General features: G+C 59.7%; 21 protein-coding genes. 7 read left to right on the top strand and 14 right to left on the bottom strand.

Annotated features, from left to right (window positions below):
* Positions 1-26: 26 nt before the first annotated feature.
* The gene (locus tag U6037_RS08435; RefSeq protein ID WP_322846414.1) at positions 27-992 is read left to right on the top strand and encodes a bile acid:sodium symporter family protein; all 966 of its coding nucleotides are present in this window, start codon (positions 27-29) and stop codon (positions 990-992) included.
* 119 nt (positions 993-1,111) lie between these two features.
* The gene (sugE, locus tag U6037_RS08430) at positions 1,112-1,426 is read left to right on the top strand and encodes a quaternary ammonium compound efflux SMR transporter SugE (protein ID WP_008077894.1); all 315 of its coding nucleotides are present in this window, start codon (positions 1,112-1,114) and stop codon (positions 1,424-1,426) included.
* Between the two features lie 97 nt (positions 1,427-1,523).
* Here sugE and U6037_RS08425 read toward each other — a convergent pair whose 3' ends face one another.
* From U6037_RS08425 to U6037_RS08410, 4 genes are all read right to left on the bottom strand, one after another.
* Complete coding sequence (locus U6037_RS08425) at positions 1,524-3,398, bottom strand: MFS transporter (protein ID WP_322846413.1); 1,875 nt, start codon at positions 3,396-3,398, stop codon at positions 1,524-1,526.
* Positions 3,399-3,497: 99 nt separating this feature from the next.
* Entirely contained in the window at positions 3,498-4,649 is a 1,152-nt protein-coding gene (locus U6037_RS08420) for a TDT family transporter (RefSeq protein WP_322846412.1), read from the bottom strand.
* 105 nt (positions 4,650-4,754) lie between these two features.
* Positions 4,755-5,066, bottom strand: coding sequence for a cupin domain-containing protein (locus U6037_RS08415; protein WP_322846411.1), 312 nt, complete (start codon positions 5,064-5,066; stop codon positions 4,755-4,757).
* A 51-nt stretch (positions 5,067-5,117) separates the two neighbouring features.
* Complete coding sequence (locus tag U6037_RS08410) at positions 5,118-6,305, bottom strand: MFS transporter (RefSeq protein WP_322846410.1); 1,188 nt, start codon at positions 6,303-6,305, stop codon at positions 5,118-5,120.
* A 91-nt stretch (positions 6,306-6,396) separates the two neighbouring features.
* On the opposite strand from U6037_RS08410, the gene U6037_RS08405 reads away from it, so the two are divergent.
* A complete protein-coding gene (locus U6037_RS08405; protein WP_322846409.1) occupies positions 6,397-6,939 on the top strand; it encodes a TetR/AcrR family transcriptional regulator in 543 nt (180 codons plus the stop codon).
* 222 nt (positions 6,940-7,161) lie between these two features.
* On the top strand, positions 7,162-10,632 hold the full coding sequence (locus U6037_RS08400; protein WP_322846408.1) for a NahK/ErcS family hybrid sensor histidine kinase/response regulator: 3,471 nt from the start codon (positions 7,162-7,164) through the stop codon (positions 10,630-10,632).
* Positions 10,633-10,740: 108 nt separating this feature from the next.
* Here U6037_RS08400 and rmuC read toward each other — a convergent pair whose 3' ends face one another.
* Positions 10,741-12,105, bottom strand: coding sequence for a DNA recombination protein RmuC (gene rmuC, locus U6037_RS08395; RefSeq protein ID WP_322847294.1), 1,365 nt, complete (start codon positions 12,103-12,105; stop codon positions 10,741-10,743).
* Between the two features lie 175 nt (positions 12,106-12,280).
* Positions 12,281-12,604 carry a sel1 repeat family protein gene (locus U6037_RS08390; RefSeq protein WP_242209317.1) on the bottom strand — a complete coding sequence of 108 codons (324 nt, stop codon included), beginning with the start codon at positions 12,602-12,604 and terminating at the stop codon, positions 12,281-12,283.
* Positions 12,605-13,566: 962 nt separating this feature from the next.
* Between U6037_RS08390 and U6037_RS08385 the strand changes: the two genes are divergently transcribed.
* From U6037_RS08385 to U6037_RS08375, 3 genes are all read left to right on the top strand, one after another.
* A complete protein-coding gene (locus U6037_RS08385; protein WP_034156218.1) occupies positions 13,567-13,791 on the top strand; it encodes a hypothetical protein in 225 nt (74 codons plus the stop codon).
* 275 nt (positions 13,792-14,066) lie between these two features.
* Positions 14,067-14,549: a hypothetical protein gene (locus tag U6037_RS08380; protein ID WP_322846407.1), complete on the top strand. Its 483-nt coding sequence runs from the start codon at positions 14,067-14,069 to the stop codon at positions 14,547-14,549.
* Positions 14,550-14,695: 146 nt separating this feature from the next.
* A complete protein-coding gene (locus U6037_RS08375; protein WP_322846406.1) occupies positions 14,696-15,967 on the top strand; it encodes an OmpP1/FadL family transporter in 1,272 nt (423 codons plus the stop codon).
* Positions 15,968-16,146: 179 nt separating this feature from the next.
* Here U6037_RS08375 and U6037_RS08370 read toward each other — a convergent pair whose 3' ends face one another.
* From U6037_RS08370 to cobU, 8 genes are all read right to left on the bottom strand, one after another.
* The gene (locus tag U6037_RS08370; RefSeq protein ID WP_242209311.1) at positions 16,147-16,707 is read right to left on the bottom strand and encodes a glutathione peroxidase; all 561 of its coding nucleotides are present in this window, start codon (positions 16,705-16,707) and stop codon (positions 16,147-16,149) included.
* A gap of 54 nt (positions 16,708-16,761) precedes the next feature.
* Positions 16,762-16,884 (bottom strand): hypothetical protein, encoded by a 123-nt coding sequence (locus tag U6037_RS08365; protein WP_277930546.1) that lies wholly within the window; start codon positions 16,882-16,884, stop codon positions 16,762-16,764.
* Complete coding sequence (locus tag U6037_RS08360) at positions 16,881-18,089, bottom strand: MFS transporter (RefSeq protein WP_322846405.1); 1,209 nt, start codon at positions 18,087-18,089, stop codon at positions 16,881-16,883. The genes U6037_RS08365 and U6037_RS08360 overlap by 4 nt, the downstream gene beginning before the upstream one ends.
* A gap of 53 nt (positions 18,090-18,142) precedes the next feature.
* Complete coding sequence (locus U6037_RS08355; protein ID WP_322846404.1) at positions 18,143-18,547, bottom strand: MarR family winged helix-turn-helix transcriptional regulator; 405 nt, start codon at positions 18,545-18,547, stop codon at positions 18,143-18,145.
* Between the two features lie 176 nt (positions 18,548-18,723).
* The gene (locus U6037_RS08350; RefSeq protein WP_322846403.1) at positions 18,724-19,455 is read right to left on the bottom strand and encodes an adenosylcobinamide-GDP ribazoletransferase; all 732 of its coding nucleotides are present in this window, start codon (positions 19,453-19,455) and stop codon (positions 18,724-18,726) included.
* Position 19,456: 1 nt separating this feature from the next.
* Positions 19,457-20,032: an alpha-ribazole phosphatase family protein gene (gene cobC, locus U6037_RS08345; protein ID WP_322846402.1), complete on the bottom strand. Its 576-nt coding sequence runs from the start codon at positions 20,030-20,032 to the stop codon at positions 19,457-19,459.
* Positions 20,029-21,084: a nicotinate-nucleotide--dimethylbenzimidazole phosphoribosyltransferase gene (cobT, locus tag U6037_RS08340; RefSeq protein ID WP_322846401.1), complete on the bottom strand. Its 1,056-nt coding sequence runs from the start codon at positions 21,082-21,084 to the stop codon at positions 20,029-20,031. Before cobT ends, cobC begins: the two co-directional genes overlap by 4 nt.
* On the bottom strand, positions 21,081-21,602 hold the full coding sequence (gene cobU, locus U6037_RS08335) for a bifunctional adenosylcobinamide kinase/adenosylcobinamide-phosphate guanylyltransferase (protein WP_322846400.1): 522 nt from the start codon (positions 21,600-21,602) through the stop codon (positions 21,081-21,083). The genes cobT and cobU overlap by 4 nt, the downstream gene beginning before the upstream one ends.
* Positions 21,603-21,698 lie beyond the last annotated feature (96 nt).

Here is a 21,698-nt window from a genome sequence, read left to right as displayed (position 1 = left end):
GTTCATTTAATAATAAGGATCAGGCCATGCGCGCACTGGCTGCACTGAGCCGCTTTGTCGGCAATACCTTCGCTTACTGGGTTCTGATTTTCGCGGTGATTGCGTTCCTGCAACCTGCATGGTTCCTCGGCCTGAAAAGCGCGATCGTACCGTTGCTCGGGCTTGTCATGTTCGGCATGGGCCTGACCCTCAAACTCGACGACTTCGCTGCCGTTGCTCGCCATCCGTGGCGTGTGGCGCTGGGCGTGGTTGCCCATTTCGTGATCATGCCCGGCGTGGCGTGGTTGCTCTGCCAAATGTTTCACCTGCCGCCGGAAATCGCCGTCGGGGTGATTCTGGTCGGTTGCTGCCCGAGCGGTACGTCGTCCAATGTGATGACGTGGCTGGCTCGCGGTGACCTGGCGTTGTCGGTGGCCATCGCCGCTGTCACCACCCTCCTCGCCCCGCTGCTGACCCCGGCGCTGATCTGGCTGCTGGCTTCAGCGTGGTTGCCGGTGTCGTTCATGGAGCTGTTCTGGTCGATCCTGCAAGTGGTGTTGTTGCCGATCATTCTTGGCGTGGTTGCCCAGCGCTTGCTTGGCGACAAGGTTCGTCACGCCGTCGATGTGTTGCCACTGGTGTCGGTGGTCAGCATCGTGATCATCGTGACTGCCGTAGTGGCTGCCAGTCAGGCGAAAATCGCCGAATCCGGCCTGCTGATCATGGCCGTGGTCATGCTGCACAACAGCTTCGGTTATCTGCTGGGCTACTTCACCGGGCGTCTGTTCAAGTTGCCGTTGGCCCAGCGCAAGTCGCTGGCGCTGGAAGTCGGCATGCAGAATTCGGGCTTGGGCGCCGCGTTGGCCAGCGCGCATTTTTCGCCATTGGCGGCGGTGCCGAGTGCGTTGTTCAGCGTCTGGCACAATATTTCCGGCGCACTGCTGTCGACGTACTTCCGGCGCATGAGTGAAAAAGAAGATCGCGCGGCTGTGGCGCAACAAGCGGCCGACTGACCCGCAAGCTTGATCCCCGGATTAATGCTGGTCACACTATCGCGCAACGCGGGGACGACCCTGCGGCTCGATCGAGTCATTAATCTGGGGACGACCCCGTCAATCGATGGAGGTCTTTCATGTCCTGGATCATTCTGTTTTTCGCCGGCCTGTTCGAAGTCGGCTGGGCCGTCGGCCTGAAATACACCGACGGTTTCAGCCGTCCACTTCCTACTGCGCTGACCGTTGCGGCCATGGCCATCAGCCTTGGCTTGCTTGGCCTTGCGATGAAGGAATTGCCGCTGGGCACGGCTTATGCGATCTGGACCGGTGTTGGTGCCGTGGGCACGGTGATTGCCGGGATCATCCTGTTTGGCGAGTCGATGGCGTTGATTCGGCTGGCCAGTGTGGCGTTGATCATTACCGGGTTGATCGGGCTTAAGGTCAGCGCTTAGGCCACAACCGCTTTCGCGAGCAGGCTCACTCCTACAGGGGAACGCGTTTCAAATGTAGGAGTGAGCCTGCTCGCGAAGAGGCCCTTAGAATCGCCGACTATCTGACTGTCCCGCGCAACTCCCCCACCACCCCCTGCAACTTCGCCGGCTCAGCCGCGCCCACGTCCACCGGCGAACCCGCCACCAACGTCACCCGCGACCACAACCGATGAAACAAGCCTTTGTTCGGGTCGCGACTGAAGAAACTCCCCCAAAGACCCTGCAACGCCAGCGGAATCACCGGCACCGGCGTCTCCTCGAGAATCCGCGTCAGCCCGCCTCGAAATTCGTTCATCTCGCCGTCGGCGGTCAACTTGCCTTCCGGAAAGATGCACACCAACTCGCCGTCCTTCAGATACTGGGCAATCCGGGTGAAGGCCTTTTCGTAAATCTGGATGTCCTCGTTGCGGCCGGCAATCGGAATCGTCCCCGCCGTGCGAAAGATAAAGTTCAGCACCGGCAAGTTGTAGATCTTGTAGTACATGACAAAGCGAATCGGCCGACGCACCGCGCCGCCAATCAGCAAGGCATCGACAAACGACACGTGGTTGCACACCAGCAATGCCGCACCTTCATCCGGAATCACCTCTAAGTTGCGGTGCTCGACGCGGTACATGGAATGGCTGAGCAGCCAGATCATGAACCGCATGCTGAACTCGGGGACGATCTTGAAGATGTAGGCGTTAACACCAATGTTCAGCAGCGACACCACGAGGAACAACTGCGGGATCGACAGCTTGGCCACACTCAGCAGCACGATTGATACGATGGCCGAGACCACCATAAACAACGCGTTGAGAATGTTGTTGGCGGCAATCACCCGCGCCCGCTCGTTCTCGGCGGTGCGCGACTGGATCAAGGCATACAGCGGCACGATATAGAAACCACCGAAAATGCCGAGCCCGAGGATGTCGATCAACACCGCCCAGGTGTGCACGAAGCCCAGCACTTCAATCCAGCTGTGGTCAGTGACGCTGTCGGGAATCCCCCCGGAATGCCACCACAGCAGCAGACCGAACACGGTCAGACCGAACGAGCCGAACGGCACCAGACCGATCTCGACCTTACGCCCGGAAAGCTTCTCGCAAAGCATCGAACCCAGCGCGATACCCACCGAGAACACCGTGAGAATCAGCGTTACGACGGTTTCATCACCGTGCATCCACTCTTTGGCATAGGCCGGAATCTGCGTCAGGTAAATCGCCCCGACAAACCAGAACCACGAGTTGCCGACAATCGAGCGCGACACCGCCGGGGTCTGGCCCAAACCGAGTTTCAGGGTGGCCCACGACTGGCTGAAGATATTCCAGTTCAGGCGCATTTCCGGGGAGGACGCCGCCGCACGCGGAATGCTGCGGCTGGCCAGATAACCCAACACGGCAATCCCGACGATGGCGCAGGACACCAGCGGCGCATAGTGCGAGGAAGACATGATGACCCCGGCGCCGATCGTCCCGGCGAGAATCGCCAGAAAGGTGCCCATCTCCACCAGTCCGTTGCCACCGACCAGCTCATCCTCGCGCAGTGCCTGCGGCAGGATCGAATATTTCACCGGCCCGAACAGCGCCGAGTGGGTGCCCATGGCGAACAGCGCCACCAGCATCAGCGATAAGTGATCGAAGAGAAAACCGACCGATCCTACGGCCATGATCGCGATTTCCGCGAGCTTGATCAGACGGATCAGCGCGTCCTTGGCGAATTTTTCCCCGAACTGCCCGGCCAGCGCCGAGAACAGGAAGAACGGCAGGATAAACAGCAATGCACACAAGTTGACCCAGATCGAACGGTCACCTTCGATGGTCAGCCGATAGAGAATGGCGAGGATCAGCGACTGCTTGAACACGTTGTCGTTAAACGCGCCGAGCGACTGCGTGATGAAAAACGGCAGGAAGCGCCGGGTACGCAGCAGGTTGAACTGTGAGGGATGACTCATCTTCCGTGTTTCCCTGATGTTTAAGGTAGAGAGGCCTGGATACTGCTTATTGGATTCTCGAACCGCGATCCAGGCCACACCTTACCTAAACTTTTCAGGTTATTTCTTCAAACCTGCAATGCACGGCGAGACAAACAGCTCACCTCGCCAGGCGCCTTGCACGGTGCGTTTGCCGACAATCAGCCACATCACCGCCAGTAAAATCACCAACAGCGTGCCGACGACGCTGAAAAACGTCAGGTTCAACGTGCTCGCCAGCTTCAAGGTTGCCAACGAATACACCCCCAGCGGAAAGGTAAATCCCCACCAGCCAAGGTTGAACGGGATGCCGTCACGCAGATACCGCACGGTGATCAACAGCGCCATCAACATCCACCACAGCCCAAAGCCCCACAGCGTAATACCGGCCACCAGACCCAGACCCGCAGCGATTTCACCCATACCTGGCAGACCGTTTGCCGCGAAGATCGCTGGCGCATCACCGCCCAGCAGCAACATGCCCAGCGCACCGGTGCCGATCGGACCGAGGGCGAGCCAGCTCGAAGCGGCCATGTTTTCGTGGGGCAGTTTGTGCAGGGCCATGCGCAGCAGCAGGATCGTCAGAATGCTGAACGCTACCGGCAGGGAAAAGGCCCAGAGCACGTAACTTGTCGTCAGCACCACCAGTTGCGAGTGGGCATCGCTGAGATGCGGCGCGAGCAAACCGCCACTGGCCGCTGCCACTTCGGCGGCGACTACCGGCAGCAGCCAAACGGCGGTCATCTGATCGATGCTGTGCTCCTGGCGGGTAAACATCATGTACGGAATCAACACGCCGCAAGCCAGCGACATGGCCACATCAATCCACCACAGCACTTCGGCGAGATGAATCACACCGTCGCCCCAACGCGGCAGGCCAAACAGCAGAAAGCCATTGATAATCGTGGCCAGCCCCATGGGAATGGTGCCGAAGAACATCGACACGGTGGAATGGCCGAAAATCCGCCGTGCCTCATCGAAGAACAGAACCCAGCGGGCGGCGTAGGCAGCGGTAAACAGGCTGAACAACAGAATGTTGAACAACCACAAACCTTCGGCGATGGCGTGCAGGCCGGGAATGGCCAAGGGCAGTTGCGCCAGCGCCAATGCCAGCACACCGGTGCCCATGGTGGCGGCGAACCAGTTGGGGGTGAACTGGCGAATCACTTCACGCGGATGCTGAAGCTGGCTGAACGGCTTGATGCCGGGTTTGGCGCTGTTGGGACAAATCATCATGAACTCCTGTCCTCTGGTGAGGTTGAGTCCATGGTAGAACCGAATCGAATATCTATATAACGGGTAATATCTCTAACTGTTATCTATTTTACCAATAAGTATTCAGACGCTGCCTTCGCTCTCGATCACCAGAATCCTCGCCGCGCCTTGTGGATGGGCGACGTGCTCGGTGCCGACGCTCGCATAGAAGATGTCACCGACATCCAGCTGCACCTGCTTTTCTTCGCCCTGCTCACGGTAATGCATGACCACTTGGCCATCGAGCACCACAAACACTTCCTCGCCATCGTTGACGTGCCATTTGTACGGCTGATCAGTCCAGTGCAGGCGCGTGGTGATGCCGTTCATGTTGGCGATGTCCAGCGCGCCCCAGGCGCGCTCGGCGGTGAAGGTCTTGCTGCGAATAATCTTCATGAGTCGATCCGTGAGAACTGGGCTGGACAAGGCTAACCGAAACCGCAACGGTTATGGAGCGCTGCACGCCTTGGCTGCCACTGGACGCAGGCTGAGCAACAGTGCAGCGATGGCCAACACAATCAACACCACCCCATAACCATCGGTGGTCGCCAGCAAACCGTAATTGCGTGACAAGTGCCCGGCGAGCAATGCCGGCAGGCAGAACGCCAGATAACTGAGCACGTAATAGGCCGCCATCAAGCCCGCGCGCTCATGGGCCAAGGCCAGCGGCACGAGGCTGCGCACCGCCCCGAGAAATCCAGAACCAAAGCCGCAGCCGGCCACCAGCGTGCCGAGGAAGAACAGCAACAGACTGGCGCTGTGCACGCCCAGCAGAATCAGCACCAGGCCGATCGGCAACAGGCTCGCGCCCAACTGCAATGCACGCGCGGCGGGACGATTGCGCATGGTGAAGATCATCAGTGCACCGGTCACCGTCAGGGCGGCTACGGTTGCGCCGCCGATCAGATTGGAAGTCGAACCGGTGGCGGTGCGCACCAGCGAAGGCGCCAATGACGCGTAAAAACCACCGAGCGCCCACGTTGCCGTGTTCAGCGGCAACACGCGCCACAGCGTCGAACGCGCCTGCACCGGCACGTGCAAGGTTGGGCGCAACGAGGCCCACGCTCCGGCTTGCCGGGTAACGCTTTCCGGCAGGCGCCAGACATACAACGCCTGCAATACAAACAGGCCGAGCAATAACCAGTACGTCAGTTGCAACGGCGCCGGCGCAAACTCCGCCAACAAACCGCAACCCATGCCGCCCAAGGCCATGCCGAGCAACGGCGCCACACTGTTGATCAGCGGCCCTTGCTGACGATCAGTATCGAGCAATGTCGCACTTAAAACAGCGGTGGCCATGCCCGTGGCAAAACCTTGCAGGACTCGCGCGCTGATCAGCCACGCCACGCTGTCGGCGTAGATAAACAGCAGCATCGCCAACGCGTTGAGCAGCACGGCGGTGAAGATCACCGGTTTGCGGCCGAGGTGATCGGACAGCGAGCCGACGGTTAACAAGGCCGCCAGCAGACTGAGCGCATACACGCCAAAGATCAGCGTTAGCACCGCTGCCGAGAAGTGCAGTTGATCCTGATACAGGTGATACAACGGCGTCGGCGCGGTGGAAGCGGCGAGAAAACTGAGTAAGGTGATCGCCAGAAACCACAGGCTGGATCGATGAGAAGCAAGGCTGGTCATGTGCACACTCCGCAAAAGCTAATTTTTTGCTTTTGCGGAGTGTGCTACCGCTTCGCGCTTAAAGCAAATTCTTTGTGTTAAGGTCTGCCGCATGGCTATTAAAGAAGGTTTACGCCCCGGTGGCCGCAGTGCCCGGGTGCAAGATGCAATTCATTCGGCAGTTCGCGCACTTCTGCAGGAGCAGGAGCGTTCGAGCGTGACCGTTCCGCAGATCGCCGCACGTGCGGGGGTTACGCCGTCGACGATTTATCGGCGCTGGGGTGATCTGGCGGCGCTGCTCGCCGACGTCGCCCTCGCCCGCATGCGCCCGGACAGCGAGCCGGCGCAAACCGGCAGCTTGCGCAGCGATATTCGTGCATGGGCCGAGCAGTATCTCGACGAGATGAGTTCCGAGCCTGGGCGCAATATGATGCGCGATGTGCAGGCCAGTGCTACGCCGGGGTATTGCGTGACGATCATTGGTGCGCAGTTGCAGACGATCATTGAGCGGCACCCGGATGAAGCGGCGCCGAGTGTTGATCGGCTGATCAATCTGGTGGTGGCGCCGGTGGTGTTCCGGATTCTGTTTTCGGCGGCGGCGCTTGAAGTGGAAGAATTGCATTATCTGATCGATATCGCGCTGCGGCTGGACTGACGCCATCGCGAGCAGGCTCACTCCTACAGGGGAATGCATTTCAAATGTAGGAGTGAGCCTGCTCGCGATGAGGCCTCAAGAGTCACCACCAAAACCACCCGGTTCCACCCCTGCGACACCCCGCCACGCCACGACCTTGGTCGACACTGACGAACCGCCCCGCGCATGCGAGACTGTCCGCCCGGGCAGGAGTGCCGGGGAGTCTTTTGTCGGGAGTGTTGCATGTCGTTGTCCACCGGGCTGATCGCCGCCGTCGCCCTGGCCTATATGGCCATCATGTTCGCCATCGCCTTTTACGGCGACCGACGCAGCGCGCCCTTGCCGCCGCGCATGCGTGCCTGGGTGTACAGCCTGTCGCTGGCGGTTTACTGCACCAGTTGGACGTTCTTCGGCGCAGTCGGTCAGGCGGCGGAACAACTGTGGTCATTCCTGCCGATTTACCTTGGGCCGATCCTGCTTTTGGTGGGCGCGCCGTGGGTTCTGCAGAAGATGGTGATGATCAGCAAACAGGAGAACATCACCTCCATCGCTGACTTTATCGCTGCGCGCTACGGCAAATCGCAATCGCTGGCGGTGGTCGTCGCGCTGATCTGTCTGGTTGGCGTCCTTCCTTATATTGCCCTGCAGCTCAAAGGCATCGTCCTCGGCGTGAACTTGTTGATCGGCGCCGGTGCCGACGCCATGGGCACCCGCGCCCAGGACACCGCACTGATCGTGTCGCTGGTGCTGGCGCTGTTCACCATTGTTTTCGGTACGCGCAACCTCGATGCCACCGAGCACCACCGTGGCATGGTGTTGGCGATTGCCTTCGAATCGCTGGTCAAACTGTTCGCCTTTCTCGCCGTCGGCGCCTTCGTCACCTATGGCCTGTATGACGGTTTTGATGATCTGTTCAACCAGGCCATGCTCGCCCCGCGTCTTGAGGAGTACTGGAAAGAAACCATCAACTGGCCGTCGATGGTGGTACAGACCGGCGTGGCGATGATGGCGATCATCTGCCTGCCTCGGCAGTTCCACGTCACGGTGGTGGAGAACATCGACCCGCAGGATCTGCGTCTGGCCAAATGGGTGTTTCCTGCCTATCTCGCCTTGGCCGCGCTGTTTGTAGTGCCGATCGCCCTGGCCGGTCAGATGCTGCTGCCCAGCGACGTACTCCCCGACTCCTTCGTGATCAGCCTGCCCTTGGCACAGGCGCATCCGGCGCTGGCGATGCTGGCGTTTATTGGCGGTGCGTCGGCGGCCACGGGCATGGTGATTGTCGCCAGTGTGGCGTTGTCGACCATGGTTTCCAACGACATGCTGTTGCCGTGGCTGCTGCGCCGAAATAACGCCGAGCGGCCGTTTGAAGTGTTCCGCCAGTGGATGCTGTCGGTGCGGCGCGTGAGCATTGTGGTGATTCTGTTGCTGGCGTACGTCAGCTACCGCTTGCTCGGTTCCACCGCGAGTCTGGCGACCATCGGCCAGATTGCCTTCGCTGCGGTGACCCAACTGGCGCCAGCGATGCTCGGCGCGCTGTACTGGAAACAAGCCAACCGTCGCGGCGTTTTCGCCGGTTTGGCCGCCGGTACTTTTCTGTGGTTTTACACGCTGATCCTGCCGATTGCCGCGCACAGTCTGGGCTGGTCGCTGAACAGTTTTCCGGGGCTGGCGTGGCTGCACAGCAATCCGCTGAATTTGCCGATCACCCCGCTGACCCAAGGTGTGGTGCTGTCGCTGGCCGGCAACTTCACTTTGTTCGCCTGGGTTTCGGTGCTGTCCCGCACACGGGTATCCGAACATTGGCAGGCCGGGCGTTTCATCGGTCAGGAAATCAGCGCGCGACCGAGCGCACGCTCGATGCTGGCCGTGCAGATCGACGATTTACTGCAATTGGCCGCGCGCTTTGTCGGTGAGGAACGTGCGCGCCAGAGCTTCATCCGTTTCGCCTATCGCCAAGGCAAGGGCTTCAACCCGAACCAGAATGCCGACGGCGAATGGATTGCTCACACCGAGCGTTTGTTGGCCGGTGTGCTCGGCGCTTCTTCGACGCGTGCTGTAGTAAAAGCCGCCATCGAAGGTCGGGAAATGCAACTGGAGGACGTAGTCCGCATCGCCGATGAAGCCTCGGAAGTGCTGCAGTTCAACCGTGCGCTGTTGCAAGGCGCGATCGAAAACATCACCCAAGGCATCAGCGTGGTCGACCAGTCGCTGAAATTGGTGGCCTGGAACCGGCGATATCTCGAGCTGTTCAATTACCCGGACGGTTTGATCAGCGTCGGCCGTCCGATTGCCGACATTATTCGCTACAACGCCGAACGTGGTCTGTGCGGCCCCGGTGAAGCCGAAGTGCACGTCGCCCGCCGTTTGCACTGGATGCGTCAGGGCCGCGCGCACACGTCTGAGCGGCTGTTCCCCAATGGCCGAGTCATCGAGCTGATCGGCAACCCCATGCCGGGTGGTGGTTTCGTCATGAGTTTCACCGACATCACCGCGTTCCGCGAGGCCGAGCAGGCACTGACCGAAGCCAACGAAGGGCTGGAGCAACGGGTCAGCGAGCGCACCCAGGAACTGTCGCAGCTCAACGTCGCGTTGACCGAAGCCAAGGGCACCGCCGAAGCCGCCAACCAGTCGAAAACCCGCTTCCTCGCAGCGGTCAGCCATGACTTGATGCAGCCGTTGAACGCCGCCCGACTGTTCTCCGCCGCCCTCTCCCATCAGGACGATGGCTTGAGCAGCGAGGCGCAGAAACTGGTGCAGCACCTCGACAGCTCGTTGCGCTCGGCCGAGGATTTGATCAGTGATCTGCTGGATATTTCCCGACTGGAAAACGGCAAGATCAATCCGGATCGCAAGCCGTTTGCCGTCAACGAGCTATTCGACATCCTCGGTGCCGAGTTCAAGGCACTGGCGCAAGAACAGGGTTTGACCTTCCGAGTGCGCGGCAGCCATTTGCGCATCGATAGCGACAGCAAACTGCTGCGACGGATTTTGCAGAATTTCCTCACCAACGCCTTTCGCTACGCCAAGGGTCCGGTGCTGCTGGGTGTACGCCGGCGTGGCGGCGAGCTGTGCCTGGAAGTGTGGGATCGCGGGCCGGGGATTCCGGAAGATAAACAGCAGGTGATTTTCGAGGAATTCAAACGCCTCGACAGTCATCAGACCCGCGCCGAAAAAGGCCTTGGCCTGGGTTTGGCGATTGCCGATGGATTGTGCCGCGTACTCGGCCACACCCTGCGCGTGCGTTCGTGGCCGGGGCGTGGCAGTGTGTTCAGTGTCTGCGTGCCGCTGGCCCGCTCACAAGCCGTGCCGGCCAGCGCTGCCGTCGAATTGAATGGCAAGTTGTTGAGCGGCGCACAGGTGCTGTGCATCGACAATGAAGACAGCATTCTGATCGGCATGAACAGCCTGTTGAGCCGTTGGGGCTGTCAGGTGTGGACCGCGCGCAATCGTGAGGAATGTGCGGCGCTGCTGAGTGAAGGCGTGCGACCGCAACTGGCGCTGGTCGACTATCACCTCGATCACGGCGACACCGGCACTGAGCTGATGGCGTGGTTGCGCACCCGCCTGGGCGAGCCGGTGCCAGGGGTGGTGATCAGTGCTGACGGGCGACCGGAGATGGTTGCGCAGGTGCATGCAGCGGGGCTGGATTATCTGCCGAAACCGGTGAAACCGGCGGCGTTGCGGGCGTTGTTGAGTCGGTATTTGCCGCTGTAGGTGATGACCGTACTGACGCCTTCGCGAGCAAGCTCGCTCCCACAAGGTTTAGGTGATTCCTGTGGGAGCGAGTTTGCTCCGGGCGGCGATCCGACGAAGCTTTTCGGGTTATTCCGGGAGTTCGACGAGACCATCGACATCGGTCATCGCCCGTTCCAGCAAATCCGCCGGCAAACTCTTGCTCGCCCGCGCGCCGAGCAATTTGAGCTGCTCACTGCGACTGACCAGATTGCCGCGCCCCTCGGTCAGCTTGTTGCGCGCTGAACTGTAGGCTTTATCCAGCTGTTGCAGACGATTGCCGACCTCGTCCAGATCCTGAATGAACAGCACGAACTTGTCGTACAGCCAGCCGGCGCGCTCGGCGATTTCCCGGGCGTTCTGACTCTGGCGCTCCTGCTTCCAGAGACTGTCGATCACGCGCAAAGTCGCCAGCAAGGTGGTCGGGCTGACGATGACGATGTTGCGGTCGAAGGCTTCCTGAAACAGCGCTGGCTCAGCCTGCAATGCCGCCGAAAACGCCGCCTCGATCGGCACGAACAGCAAAACGAAATCGAGGCTGTGCAGGCCTTCCAGACGTTTGTAATCCTTGCCGGCCAGACCTTTGACGTGATTGCGCAGTGACAGGACGTGTTGCTTGATCGCGATCTGCCCGAGGGTGTCGTCGTCGGCAGCCACGTATTGCTGATACGCGGTGAGACTCACCTTGGAGTCCACCACCACTTGCTTGTCGCCAGGCAGGTAAATGATCACGTCAGGCTGAAAGCGCTCGCCGTCCGGGCCTTTGAGGTTGACCTGGGTCTGATACTCGCGGCCCTTCTCCAGACCGGCGTGTTCGAGCACCCGCTCGAGAATCAGCTCACCCCAGTTGCCCTGGGTTTTTTGACCTTTGAGAGCACGGGTCAGGTTGGTGGCCTCGTCGCTCAGCCGCAGATTGAGCGCCTGCAAACGCTCCAGCTCCTTGACCAGCGAGAAGCGCTCGCGGGCCTCGGCCTGATAACTTTCTTCCACGCGTTTTTCAAACGATTGAATGCGCTCCTTGAGCGGATCGAGCAACTGACCAAGCCGTTGCTGGCTGGTCTCGGCAAAACGCTGCTCGCGCTCATCGAAGATCTTGCCGGCCAGTTCGGCAAACTGCGCACGCAGTTCATCGCGTGAGCCTTGCAGGTCGCTGAGGCGTTGCTGGTGGCTTTCCTGCTGCTCACGCAGTTCGGCGTTCAGCGACGCGGCCTGGGCGTCGAGGCGGCGCAGCTCGGCTTCCTTGTTCGCGCGTTCGAGGTTCCAGGCGTGAGAGGCATCGCGGGCGTCATCACGTTCGATCTGCAGCAGTTCGACTTCCCGGCGCAGCGCCGCCAGGTCAGCCTGTTTGGCGGCGTTGGCCTGGCCAAGATCGGCGATTTCATCGCGGCTGGCGTCGAGCTGTGCGTTGAGTCCGTCCTGTGCCAGTTGCGCCATGGCCAGCCGTTCTTCGAGCAAAGCGACCTCGGCCTGGCCGTTGCTTGCCCGGCGTTGCAGTTGCCAGGCCAGCGCCAGCAGCGGCAGTCCCGCCCCTGCAAGCCCCAGCAATACGCTGGTCAAGTCCATAGCCATAGCCACTCCCGCCGATCTTATAAAGCCTGAAGGTTAACCAAGGTGTCAGGTCTTGGACAGCTCAGTCTTCGAGCAGACCGAGCTCTTGCTGCGCGCGACGGTCGCCGGCACGGGCGGCCTGACGCAGCAGATCCTGACCGATGCGCCGGTCACGGGCGTTACCGCACTCGCGGCACATCAATTGACCAAGACGGCTTTGCGCAGCCACCACACCCTCGCGTGCCGGTTGCTTGAGCAGGCGGCCAGCGAGGTGTTTGGCATTATGACTGTCGCTCAGGCGCGGGCTGTCGAGCAGCCACTCAGCAACGCGAACGGAAAATCGCTTGGGCGGGGTAACAGGAGAAGGTTGTGAGGTAACAGAGTCTGATACTGAGCGAAACTTCATAAAGCACTGTGGGACGAATCGGAAGGCGCGCCACTCTACTCTCTTTTTCTTACAGGTAAAGTCGAAAAACAACCCGGCACGCCCGTCCTAGAGCAAGCGCTCGGGACAATCCACAGAAGCTGTGGATAACTCAGTGGACAACCGTCCTCCAACCCTCGCAAAGCCTTATGGAATGGGGCTCGCAGTCAAACTGACGATTTTTTCACCAACAAAAAAAAGCGATGTTTTTCATTGACTTAAACTTTCGATGCAGGCAGCCATCAGGGTCAGGATTGATGTGACAGCGCCGTTACAGCTTGCGCAACTAATGTGCACAAGTACCTGTTACCCGGTTATATCGCTGCGCTTTTTCGGGTCGTTTTGGCAGTCGGTCTGGGGATAAGCCAGTCTGGCGCACGTTTTGATGAAGATATCTTCACCGACCGGCGGTCAAAAAATGCGCCAATTACGAGCAATCGAGGACGTGGTAAAGCAGACCCGATCAGTCACTGCAATCTTTTTTCACAGGAAGTTTGCGTTACTTGATTCGATCCGTTAGTATCCGCGGCGTTAGTACCAAGCTGAAAGTCAATTCCGGTCGAACACATCCCCACGGTCAGCCTTCTACCAAGAAGCCCTACCGAAAAAAGCGGGAACGACCCCTCGATGGTTTCCAGGTAAATCTTGCGACAACACTGCCTTCCAATGATGCGAAGGGTGTTGCGAAGACCCCTTACTCTGACCGAACCAACCTGCAAATTGATCAGGATCTTCACCCCGGGCCCAGAACCTTTGCCCTTGTTGTGATGCCTGCCCTCCTAAGTACCTACCTGCCAGCCCAAGCGCGCCAACTTATCAGCGCTTCAAACTGGCTGCTTTGTTCCAGTCGGGTTCTTCGTTCGATCAATGGTGATCGACGTTACTGGAACGTTTTAACGTTGCACGGTTCTTATCCGTGTCATTTGTAGGAACACCTAATAACTATGTCTACTCAAATCCATACTCAGGATGCCATTCGCACCCTAACCAACGCTTTTGCACCAATGAACTGCCTGATCATGGCCGCTCGCAAAGGCTGCTTCAGTTTCACACTGGTCAACGAACACGGTATCGCCCGCCACAGCGAGCGTCTGTACCCCGATCAGTACTCCAGCGCGGAACCGCTGCAGGCCGTGATCGATCGTACCCGTCAGGCATTGATTGCCTGAGAGCCGAAAAGGCTGCAAAAGCAAAAGCCTCGCACAAAAATGCGGGGCTTTTTATTGCCCGATGTTTCACTTTTAGCCCTTGGCGCCTAAGCACCAACGGGTATAACGGTTATAACTCGAAGCCGGAAATATTTTAAAAACAGGCCTTTACGTCGCGAATATGACACTACACTTCAACTCAAGCGGCGTGATCCGCTTGCGGCGAGCCTGAACCGATCCACAGCTGCCAAGCCCCCCTTCAGGACTCGCCATTCATAACAAGATCCGAGGGTTTTATGGGTATCGCTGCCAGCGATCTGTGTCGATACGTGATCCGTCCAACGCTGATCTATCTGGGACGTCACTGCGCCACCGCCGAATCATTGCTGCTGGGCATCGCCGCCAGTCAGTCAGCCCTCGGATCTGCCCTGCATGACCGCCGTGGCCACGGCCTCTACCGCATCGGCGAACATCGTCATCAAGCCCTGTGGGATGACTATCTGGCGCTCGATCCGGAACGCGCCAGCCTGGTTCGCGGCCTCGCCAGTCAGCATGCCTTCCTGACCGGCCCACATCTGGAATTGACAGTAAATCTGCGTTACGCCACCGCCATCGCCTGGCTGTTGGTCGAAGAGCAAAACCCCACCCTCCCCGATTCCAACGATTTGCTGGGAATGGCACGTATCTGGCGCCAGACCTTTCAACCCCAAGGTCGTCTGCGCGACTTCACTTATGCCTGGCACACCTGTGTTTCACCGGTGAATCAGGTCGCTTGCTGACCGCCCGATTTCAAAAGATCTGCCAACAGGTCGGGAATCTGGTCGGATTGTCCTACAAAACCGCTCTAACTCAAGGCATACGGACTATAGCGCTGGAACGAAAATGTTGGTAATTTTCGCCCCGGTGATCACCAGGAGTTCTAATAATGAAAAAAGTCATGCTCAAAACCACCCTTAGCCTCGCCGTTACCATGGCATCCACCCAGATCTTCGCAGCTGGCTTTGCCATCAACGAACACAGTATCAGCGGGATGGGCACTGGTTACGCTGGGCGATCTTCTTCTGCCGACGACGCAAGCACTGTTTATGGCAACCCTGCCGGCATGTCGCGCCTCAAGCGCGAACAAGTGACTGGCGGTGTTGCATTCCTCGATGCAAAAACCGATATCAGCGACGCCAGCTCCAGCCCTAACCGTGGCAGCAACAAAGGCGACATGGTGCCCTTCACCTCCGTACCTATGGGCTTCTACGTCAAACCAATCGATGATCATTGGGCATTCGGCCTCGGCGTCTACGTGCCGTTCGGCCTGATTACCGACTACGAAAACAACTTTGCCGGCCGCTACTTCGGCAGCAAGTCCGAAGTACAAGTCATCACTTTCCAGCCAACTGTCAGCTACGCCTTCAACGACAAGGTGTCGATCGGTTTCGGTCCGACCATCAACCGCATCGACGGCACGCTGGAATCCAACCTGTCGATCTCTCCGGCGTTCCCGGACGGCAAGGTCAAGATCAAGGGTGACGACACCGCACTGGGCTACAACATCGGCGTGCTGGTACAAGCCACTGACACCACTCGCGTGGGTCTGACTTACCACTCGAAAGTCGACTACAAGCTCGAAGGCAACACCAAGGTCAACTATGGCGTGCTGGGTGCAATCGGTCTGGGCGCCAACCAGAAGTACGACGCATCGCTGAAGATCACTACACCTGAATCGGTCGACCTCTCGGTTACCCAGGCGATCAACGACCGCTGGAACGTGTATGCCGGTACCACCTGGACCCGCTGGAGCCAGCTGGAAAAAATCACCGTCAAGAACTCCGGTGTGCAGCCATTGCTGGCCGGTCAGTTCGGTGAAATCACCGAAGACCAGAACTGGCACGACTCCTGGGCTTACGCCGTGGGTACTTCGTACCAGTTGAACAAGGAATGGGTACTGCGTACCGGTCTGACCTTCGACCAGTCGCCGACCAACAACGTTGACCGCTCGCCACGCATTCCTACCGGCGACCGGACCATCTTCAGCATCGGTGCCGGCTGGAGCCCGACCGAAGACCTGACCATCGACGTTGCTTACTCGTACCTGAAGGAAGAGTCGGTCAAGATCCGCAACGAAAACAACCGTGGCCAGACCTACGATGCCAAGTATGAAAACTCGGCAAACGGTTTCGGTGTCGGCGCGACCTACCGCTTCTGATACGGTGTGGCGAGGCTAATCCCTCGCCCACAAAAAGCCCCGCTCTCTTTGCAGAGGCGGGGCTTTTTAGTGCCTGAAATTTGTGCGACCTGCAGGCGCTGTCGAGTGCAACGAGGCTGCGATCTTTTGATCTGTTTTTTTAAAATCAAAAGATCGCAGCGTGCCGAAACCCCTACAGATCAGGGCTTCAGGGGTTTCGAGGCGATCGCCTTTTCGATCGCGGCAATAAACTCCGGATCATCCGGTTTGGTCAGGCTGGAGAAATTGGCGATGACCTTGCCTTGGCGATCGACCACATATTTGTAGAAATTCCACTTCGGTGCGCTGCTCTGTGCCGCCAGCACCTGAAACAGATGCGTCGCGTCATCACCACGAACCTTCTGCGGCTCGGTCATGGCGAACGTCACGCCGTAATTGGCGTAACAGACCTTGGCGGTCTCGGCGCTGTCCTTGGACTCCTGCTTGAAGTCATTGGAAGGCACACCGAGCATTTCCAGCCCTTGACCTTCGTAACGCTTATGCAGCGCCTCGAGGCCTTCGAACTGCGGCGCGAATCCGCAGAAGCTGGCGGTATTGACCACCACCAACGGCTTGTCGGCGTACTGTTTGCACAGATCGATGGAGTCCTTGGCTCGCAGCTTGGGCAGCGAGCCTTGCAGCAATTCGGGACAGTCAGCGGCCTGGGCCAAACCGGTCAGCGCCATCAGCAACGCGGGAACAGCACACCAGCGCATCAGCATGTCGAACATCCTTGAGCAGTCGTCAGAGTTTGACGTTACTCGCCATGCCTGTTTCTAGCAAATGCTCATGCCCAACTGCATCAGGGCCAGACCACCCTGATGCCAGCCCCACCACACCAGCGCCAGCAAGGCGGCGCCGAGTGCGCTGATGACGATTCGCGGCCAGAGTTGACTCATACGGCGCTCGCAGCGGCTTGCAGACGTGCGACCGGACGTTCGCGCACCGGCCAGTTCAGCGCGGCCGCCAGCAGGCTGAGAAGAATCGCCACTTGCCAGATCAAGTCGTAACTCCCGGTTCGGTCATACACCACCCCGCCCAGCCAGCCGCCCAGGAACGAGCCGAGCTGATGGAACAGGAACACGATGCCACCGAGCATGGACAGATTGCGCACGCCAAACAAGGTCGCCACCGTACCGTTGGTCAACGGCACCGTCGACAGCCACAGGAAACCCATGGCCATGCCAAACAGATAGGCCGAGGTAGTCGTCACCGGCAGCCACAGGAACAGCACGATCACCACTGCGCGCAGCAGATACAGCGCCGTCAGCAAGCGCGGCTTGGACATGCGTCCGCCGAGCCAGCCGGCGGTATAAGTGCCGAAGATATTGAACAGACCGATCAACGCCAGCACCGTAGTGCCAACACTGGCGGGCAGATGCTGATCGACCAGGTAGGCCGGCAGGTGCACGCCGATGAACACCACCTGAAAACCGCAGACGAAAAAACCGAACGCCAGCAACCAGAAGCCGGAATGCGAGCAAGCTTCGCGCAGGGCCTCGGACAGCGTTTGTTCATGACCGAGTACCGGCAGCGGCTTGTCCTTGAGCATGCTCACCAGCGGCACGATCAGCGCCACCAGCAGGCCGAGCACCAACAGCGCTGCCGACCAGCCGAGCCAGCCGATCAACCCGAGCGTGCCCGGCAACATGGCGAACTGGCCGAACGAACCGGCGGCGCTGGCAATGCCCATGCCCATGCTGCGTTTTTCCGGTGGCACGGCACGACCCACCACGCCGAGGATCACCGAAAACGAAGTGCCAGACAGGCCGATACCGATCAGCAGACCAGCGCTCAACGACAGCGTCACCGCCGAGTCCGACAGGCCCATGCACACCAGGCCCAACGCATACAGCACACCACCAATCAGCACCACTTTGGCCGCGCCGAAGCGGTCAGCCAATGCACCGGTAAACGGTTGCGCCAGGCCCCAGATCAGGTTCTGCAAGGCAATGGCGAAGGCAAACACCTCGCGCCCCCAGCCGAACTGCGCGCTCATTGGTGACAGGAACAAGCCAAAACCGTGTCGCACGCCCAATGACAACGCCAGGATCAGCGCACTCCCCACCAATACCCAACCGCACGTACGCCACATCGATGTCATTGTTATTCTCCGCTTGCGGGTATATACCCGCTTGAGTTTGGAAAAAACCGGCCTCAGGCCAGTTCATCCAGCAATCTGAGCAAGGTTTCGCGCTTTTCGGCACCCAGCCTGTCGATCAACCGCTGTTGCGCCGCTTCCCAGGCCGGCAGTGCCGCTGCCAGGCGTTGCACGCCGCTTTCGGTGAGTTTGACGATGCGGTTACGCATGTCCTCGCCCTCGGCCAACGCCACCAGACCCTCGCCTTCCAGCACCCGCAAGTTGCGCCCGAGGGTGCTGCGATCCAGGCCCATGGCTTCGGCGAGTTCCGAGATGCTTGGTTGATCGAGACGCTGCAGGTTGCACAGCAAAGAATACTGGGCAACGTTGATCCCGAAGCCGTCGAGAGCGCCGTCGTAATGCCTGCTGACGCCACGAGCGGCGCGACGCAGGTTGGTGCACAAACACTGAGAAGGAAGCATGATGCGTGTATATACCCGCGACTGTGTTAAATCAAGTTACAGATGAGTTTACCCATAACATTTGTGGCGCCTGACACACCGCTATCGCGAGCAGGCTCACTCCTACAGGGGAATGAATTTCAAATTGTAGGAGTGAGCCTGCTCGCGATGGGGCCAGCCCATCCAGCAATAATCTCTTAGACCAAAACCAATCCCACCAGCACCACCATCTCCAGCAATTCCAGCAACGCCCCCGCCGTATCGCCTGTCGTCCCGCCCAACCGCCGCATCATCACCTGCCGTAGCCAGACAAACACAACGACAGCAATTACCAGCGCAACGACCGCACTGAATCCGGCAATCAGCACGCAGACCAATGCACTGACGCCCAACCCCCACCACCCGGCCTTGCGCGGCAAATGATCAGCCAGCGCCTGCCCCAACCCGCCTGCGCGTACATATGGCGTGGTCAGAAACAACCCTAACAACGCCGCCCGCCCGAGCAACGGCACGATGATCAACGCCAGACCATGCCCCTGCTCGATCAACGCCAGCAACGCGGCGAACTTGAGCAACAACACCAACACCAGCGTGACCACCGCAATCGGCCCGCTGCGCGGATCTTTCATGATCGTCAGCGTGCGCTCGCGATCACCAAAACCGCCGAGCCAGGCATCGGCGCTGTCAGCCAGACCATCCAGGTGCAGTGCACCGCTGAGCAACACCCAAACCGTCAACAGCAATGCCGCATGCAGCAACAACGGCGCGCCGCTCAAGGCGAGATGCAGCGCCCACAGGATCACGCCGAACAGCAATCCCACCAGCGGATAAAACAGCAACGACCGCCCAAGTTGCTCCGGCTCGGGCATCCCCGGCAAACGAATCGGCAGGCTGCTGAGAAATTGCAGGGCGATCCACAGCGGCAACATGTCAGTGACCTTCCTTGAGCGAACCATCGGGCTCAACCGTCAGCGCAAACAACGCGCCGTGAGCGACTTCGACATTGAGCAGTTGTTCGCGCGGCAACCCCCGTGCTTGCGCCAGCAACAGGCGCATTACCCCGCCGTGACTGATCAGCAGAACCCGCTCACCCGCGTAGGCGCTGTGCAGGCGCGCAACAGCCGCCAGCACCCGCGCCGCGAACTCGCTGACCGGCTCACCCTGCGGTGGAGTGAAGGAATACGGATCGGCCCAGAACAACCCCAGCGCTTCAGCATCGGTCTCCATCAACGCTGCCGCGCTCTGCCCTTCCCACGCACCGAAATGCAGCTCCTGCAGATCCTTGTCCAGATGCACGGACAGACTCAGTTGCTCACCCAGTTCGGCGGCAAACCGCGCACAGCGTTGCAACGGCGAACTGACGATCCGATCCCACGGCCCGCCCTCGACCACCGCCGCACGCATCTGCACCCAGCCGTTTTCGGTCAGCGCATCATCGAGGCTGCCACGCAAACCACCGCCCAATTCAGTCTCGCCATGGCGTAGCAGATCCAGGCGCAGGGTCATGCCGGCCGATCCGCCACCGCTGCTTCAGCGAACGTCGCCATTTGCCCGTGCAGATCGCAGGCCAGACGTAACAGCGGCACCGCCAACGCGGCACCACTACCCTCACCCAGGCGCAGACCGAGTTCCAGCAATGGTTCAGCCTGCAAGGTTTCCAGTACATGACGATGACCCGGTTCGGCACCGCGATGACCGAACAACAACCACTCGCGACAAGACGGATTCAAACGCACCGCGACCAGCGCGGCGACCGTACAGATAAAGCCGTCGACCAGCACCGCAACGCCTTCTTGCGCCGCCGCCAGATACGCACCGACCAACGCCGCGATTTCAAAACCGCCGAGATTGAACAGCGTTTGCAACGCATCGCCACGCTGCGCAGCATGCAATGCCAATGCGCGCTCGATCACTTGTGCTTTATGGCTGACGCCTTCGGCATTCAACCCGGTACCGGGGCCAGTCAGGTGCGCCACCGGGCAATCGAGCAAGGCACAGGCCAGCGCACTGGCGGCCGTGGTGTTGCCGATGCCCATTTCGCCACCGATGAACAACTGCGCACCCGCCGCTTTAGCCCGCAACAAACTGTCGCGACCAGCCTGCAACGCCAGATCGCCCTGGGTTTGAGTCATCGCCGCACCCTCGACGAAGTTCGCCGTGCCCGCGCCGATGTTCAAATGACGCACACCCGGCAGGTTCAGCGCGGGATTCACGGTGCCCAGATCGACCACTTCCAGTTGCGCGCCAAGCTGACGCGCCAACACACTGATCGCCGCGCCGCCGCTGACAAAGTTGAGCAGCATCTGCCCGGTGACTTCCTGCGGGAACGCCGAAACACCTTCTGCGACCACGCCGTGATCACCGGCAAAAATCGCGATCCATACTTGCGAGAGCGTCGGTTTGACCTGGCCTTGCAGACCGGCCAGTTGCACTGCCACCGATTCCAGACGCCCCAGCGAACCCGCCGGTTTGGTCAGTTGCTGCTGCCGTGCCGTCGCTTGTTCAACGACGTTGAGATCGACCGGTTTGCACGGGTTCAGCCACCAGGTTTGAGTCATAACGCAGGTCCTTTCAGAGTCAGGGGCAGGCCGGCGACGGTCAGGACAACACGCTGACAGCGCTCGGCCAGAGCTTGATGCAGCCAACCGGCTTCATCGACGTAGCGGCGAGTCAATTCGCCCAGCGGCACGACACCCATTCCGGTCTCGTTGCTGACAAAAATGATTTCACCCGGCAAAGACGCCAGGCAGTCGAGCAAGGCTTCGCGCTCGGCGGCGAGGCGTTCGGCGTCGTCGAGCATCAACAGATTGGTCAGCCACAGGGTCAGGCAATCAACCAGCAGGCAATGCTTGGCGCTGGCGGATTCGCGCAGGACGCGGGCCAGTTCCAGGGGTTCTTCGATGAGCGCCCATTCGGCGGGACGGCGGGCGCGATGATGGGCGACGCGATCGCTCATCTCGCCATCGAGCGGCTGGCTGGTGGCGATGTAGGTGACCGCAAGATTGCTTTCGCTGGCGAGTTTTTCCGCGAGGCGGCTTTTGCCGGAGCGGGCGCCGCCGAGGATCAGTTGGAGCATGGTTTTATCCACAGAATTATGTGTTGAGGCAACTGGCCCCTTCGCGAGCAAGCTCGCTCCCACAGGGTTATGGGGTGGAAACAGAATCTAAGACCA

The organism is Pseudomonas sp. B33.4, assembly GCF_034555375.1.
Classification (GTDB): Bacteria; Pseudomonadota; Gammaproteobacteria; order Pseudomonadales; family Pseudomonadaceae; genus Aquipseudomonas.
The sequence above is the reverse complement of the archived record's forward strand: the minus strand, read 5'-3'. Positions and strand labels throughout refer to the sequence as shown.

Coding starts and splice junctions, on each gene's coding strand:
- U6037_RS08435 (WP_322846414.1), top strand. CDS start 27: ATGCGCGCACTGGCTGCACTGAGCCGCTTTGTCGGCAATACCTTCGCT.
- sugE (WP_008077894.1), top strand. CDS start 1,112: ATGTCCTGGATCATTCTGTTTTTCGCCGGCCTGTTCGAAGTCGGCTGG.
- U6037_RS08425 (WP_322846413.1), bottom strand. CDS start 3,398: ATGAGTCATCCCTCACAGTTCAACCTGCTGCGTACCCGGCGCTTCCTG.
- U6037_RS08420 (WP_322846412.1), bottom strand. CDS start 4,649: ATGATTTGTCCCAACAGCGCCAAACCCGGCATCAAGCCGTTCAGCCAG.
- U6037_RS08415 (WP_322846411.1), bottom strand. CDS start 5,066: ATGAAGATTATTCGCAGCAAGACCTTCACCGCCGAGCGCGCCTGGGGC.
- U6037_RS08410 (WP_322846410.1), bottom strand. CDS start 6,305: ATGACCAGCCTTGCTTCTCATCGATCCAGCCTGTGGTTTCTGGCGATC.
- U6037_RS08405 (WP_322846409.1), top strand. CDS start 6,397: ATGGCTATTAAAGAAGGTTTACGCCCCGGTGGCCGCAGTGCCCGGGTG.
- U6037_RS08400 (WP_322846408.1), top strand. CDS start 7,162: ATGTCGTTGTCCACCGGGCTGATCGCCGCCGTCGCCCTGGCCTATATG.
- U6037_RS08390 (WP_242209317.1), bottom strand. CDS start 12,604: ATGAAGTTTCGCTCAGTATCAGACTCTGTTACCTCACAACCTTCTCCT.
- U6037_RS08385 (WP_034156218.1), top strand. CDS start 13,567: ATGTCTACTCAAATCCATACTCAGGATGCCATTCGCACCCTAACCAAC.
- U6037_RS08380 (WP_322846407.1), top strand. CDS start 14,067: ATGGGTATCGCTGCCAGCGATCTGTGTCGATACGTGATCCGTCCAACG.
- U6037_RS08375 (WP_322846406.1), top strand. CDS start 14,696: ATGAAAAAAGTCATGCTCAAAACCACCCTTAGCCTCGCCGTTACCATG.
- U6037_RS08370 (WP_242209311.1), bottom strand. CDS start 16,707: ATGCTGATGCGCTGGTGTGCTGTTCCCGCGTTGCTGATGGCGCTGACC.
- U6037_RS08365 (WP_277930546.1), bottom strand. CDS start 16,884: ATGAGTCAACTCTGGCCGCGAATCGTCATCAGCGCACTCGGCGCCGCC.
- U6037_RS08360 (WP_322846405.1), bottom strand. CDS start 18,089: ATGACATCGATGTGGCGTACGTGCGGTTGGGTATTGGTGGGGAGTGCG.
- U6037_RS08355 (WP_322846404.1), bottom strand. CDS start 18,547: ATGCTTCCTTCTCAGTGTTTGTGCACCAACCTGCGTCGCGCCGCTCGT.
- U6037_RS08350 (WP_322846403.1), bottom strand. CDS start 19,455: ATGTTGCCGCTGTGGATCGCCCTGCAATTTCTCAGCAGCCTGCCGATT.
- cobC (WP_322846402.1), bottom strand. CDS start 20,032: ATGACCCTGCGCCTGGATCTGCTACGCCATGGCGAGACTGAATTGGGC.
- cobT (WP_322846401.1), bottom strand. CDS start 21,084: ATGACTCAAACCTGGTGGCTGAACCCGTGCAAACCGGTCGATCTCAAC.
- cobU (WP_322846400.1), bottom strand. CDS start 21,602: ATGCTCCAACTGATCCTCGGCGGCGCCCGCTCCGGCAAAAGCCGCCTC.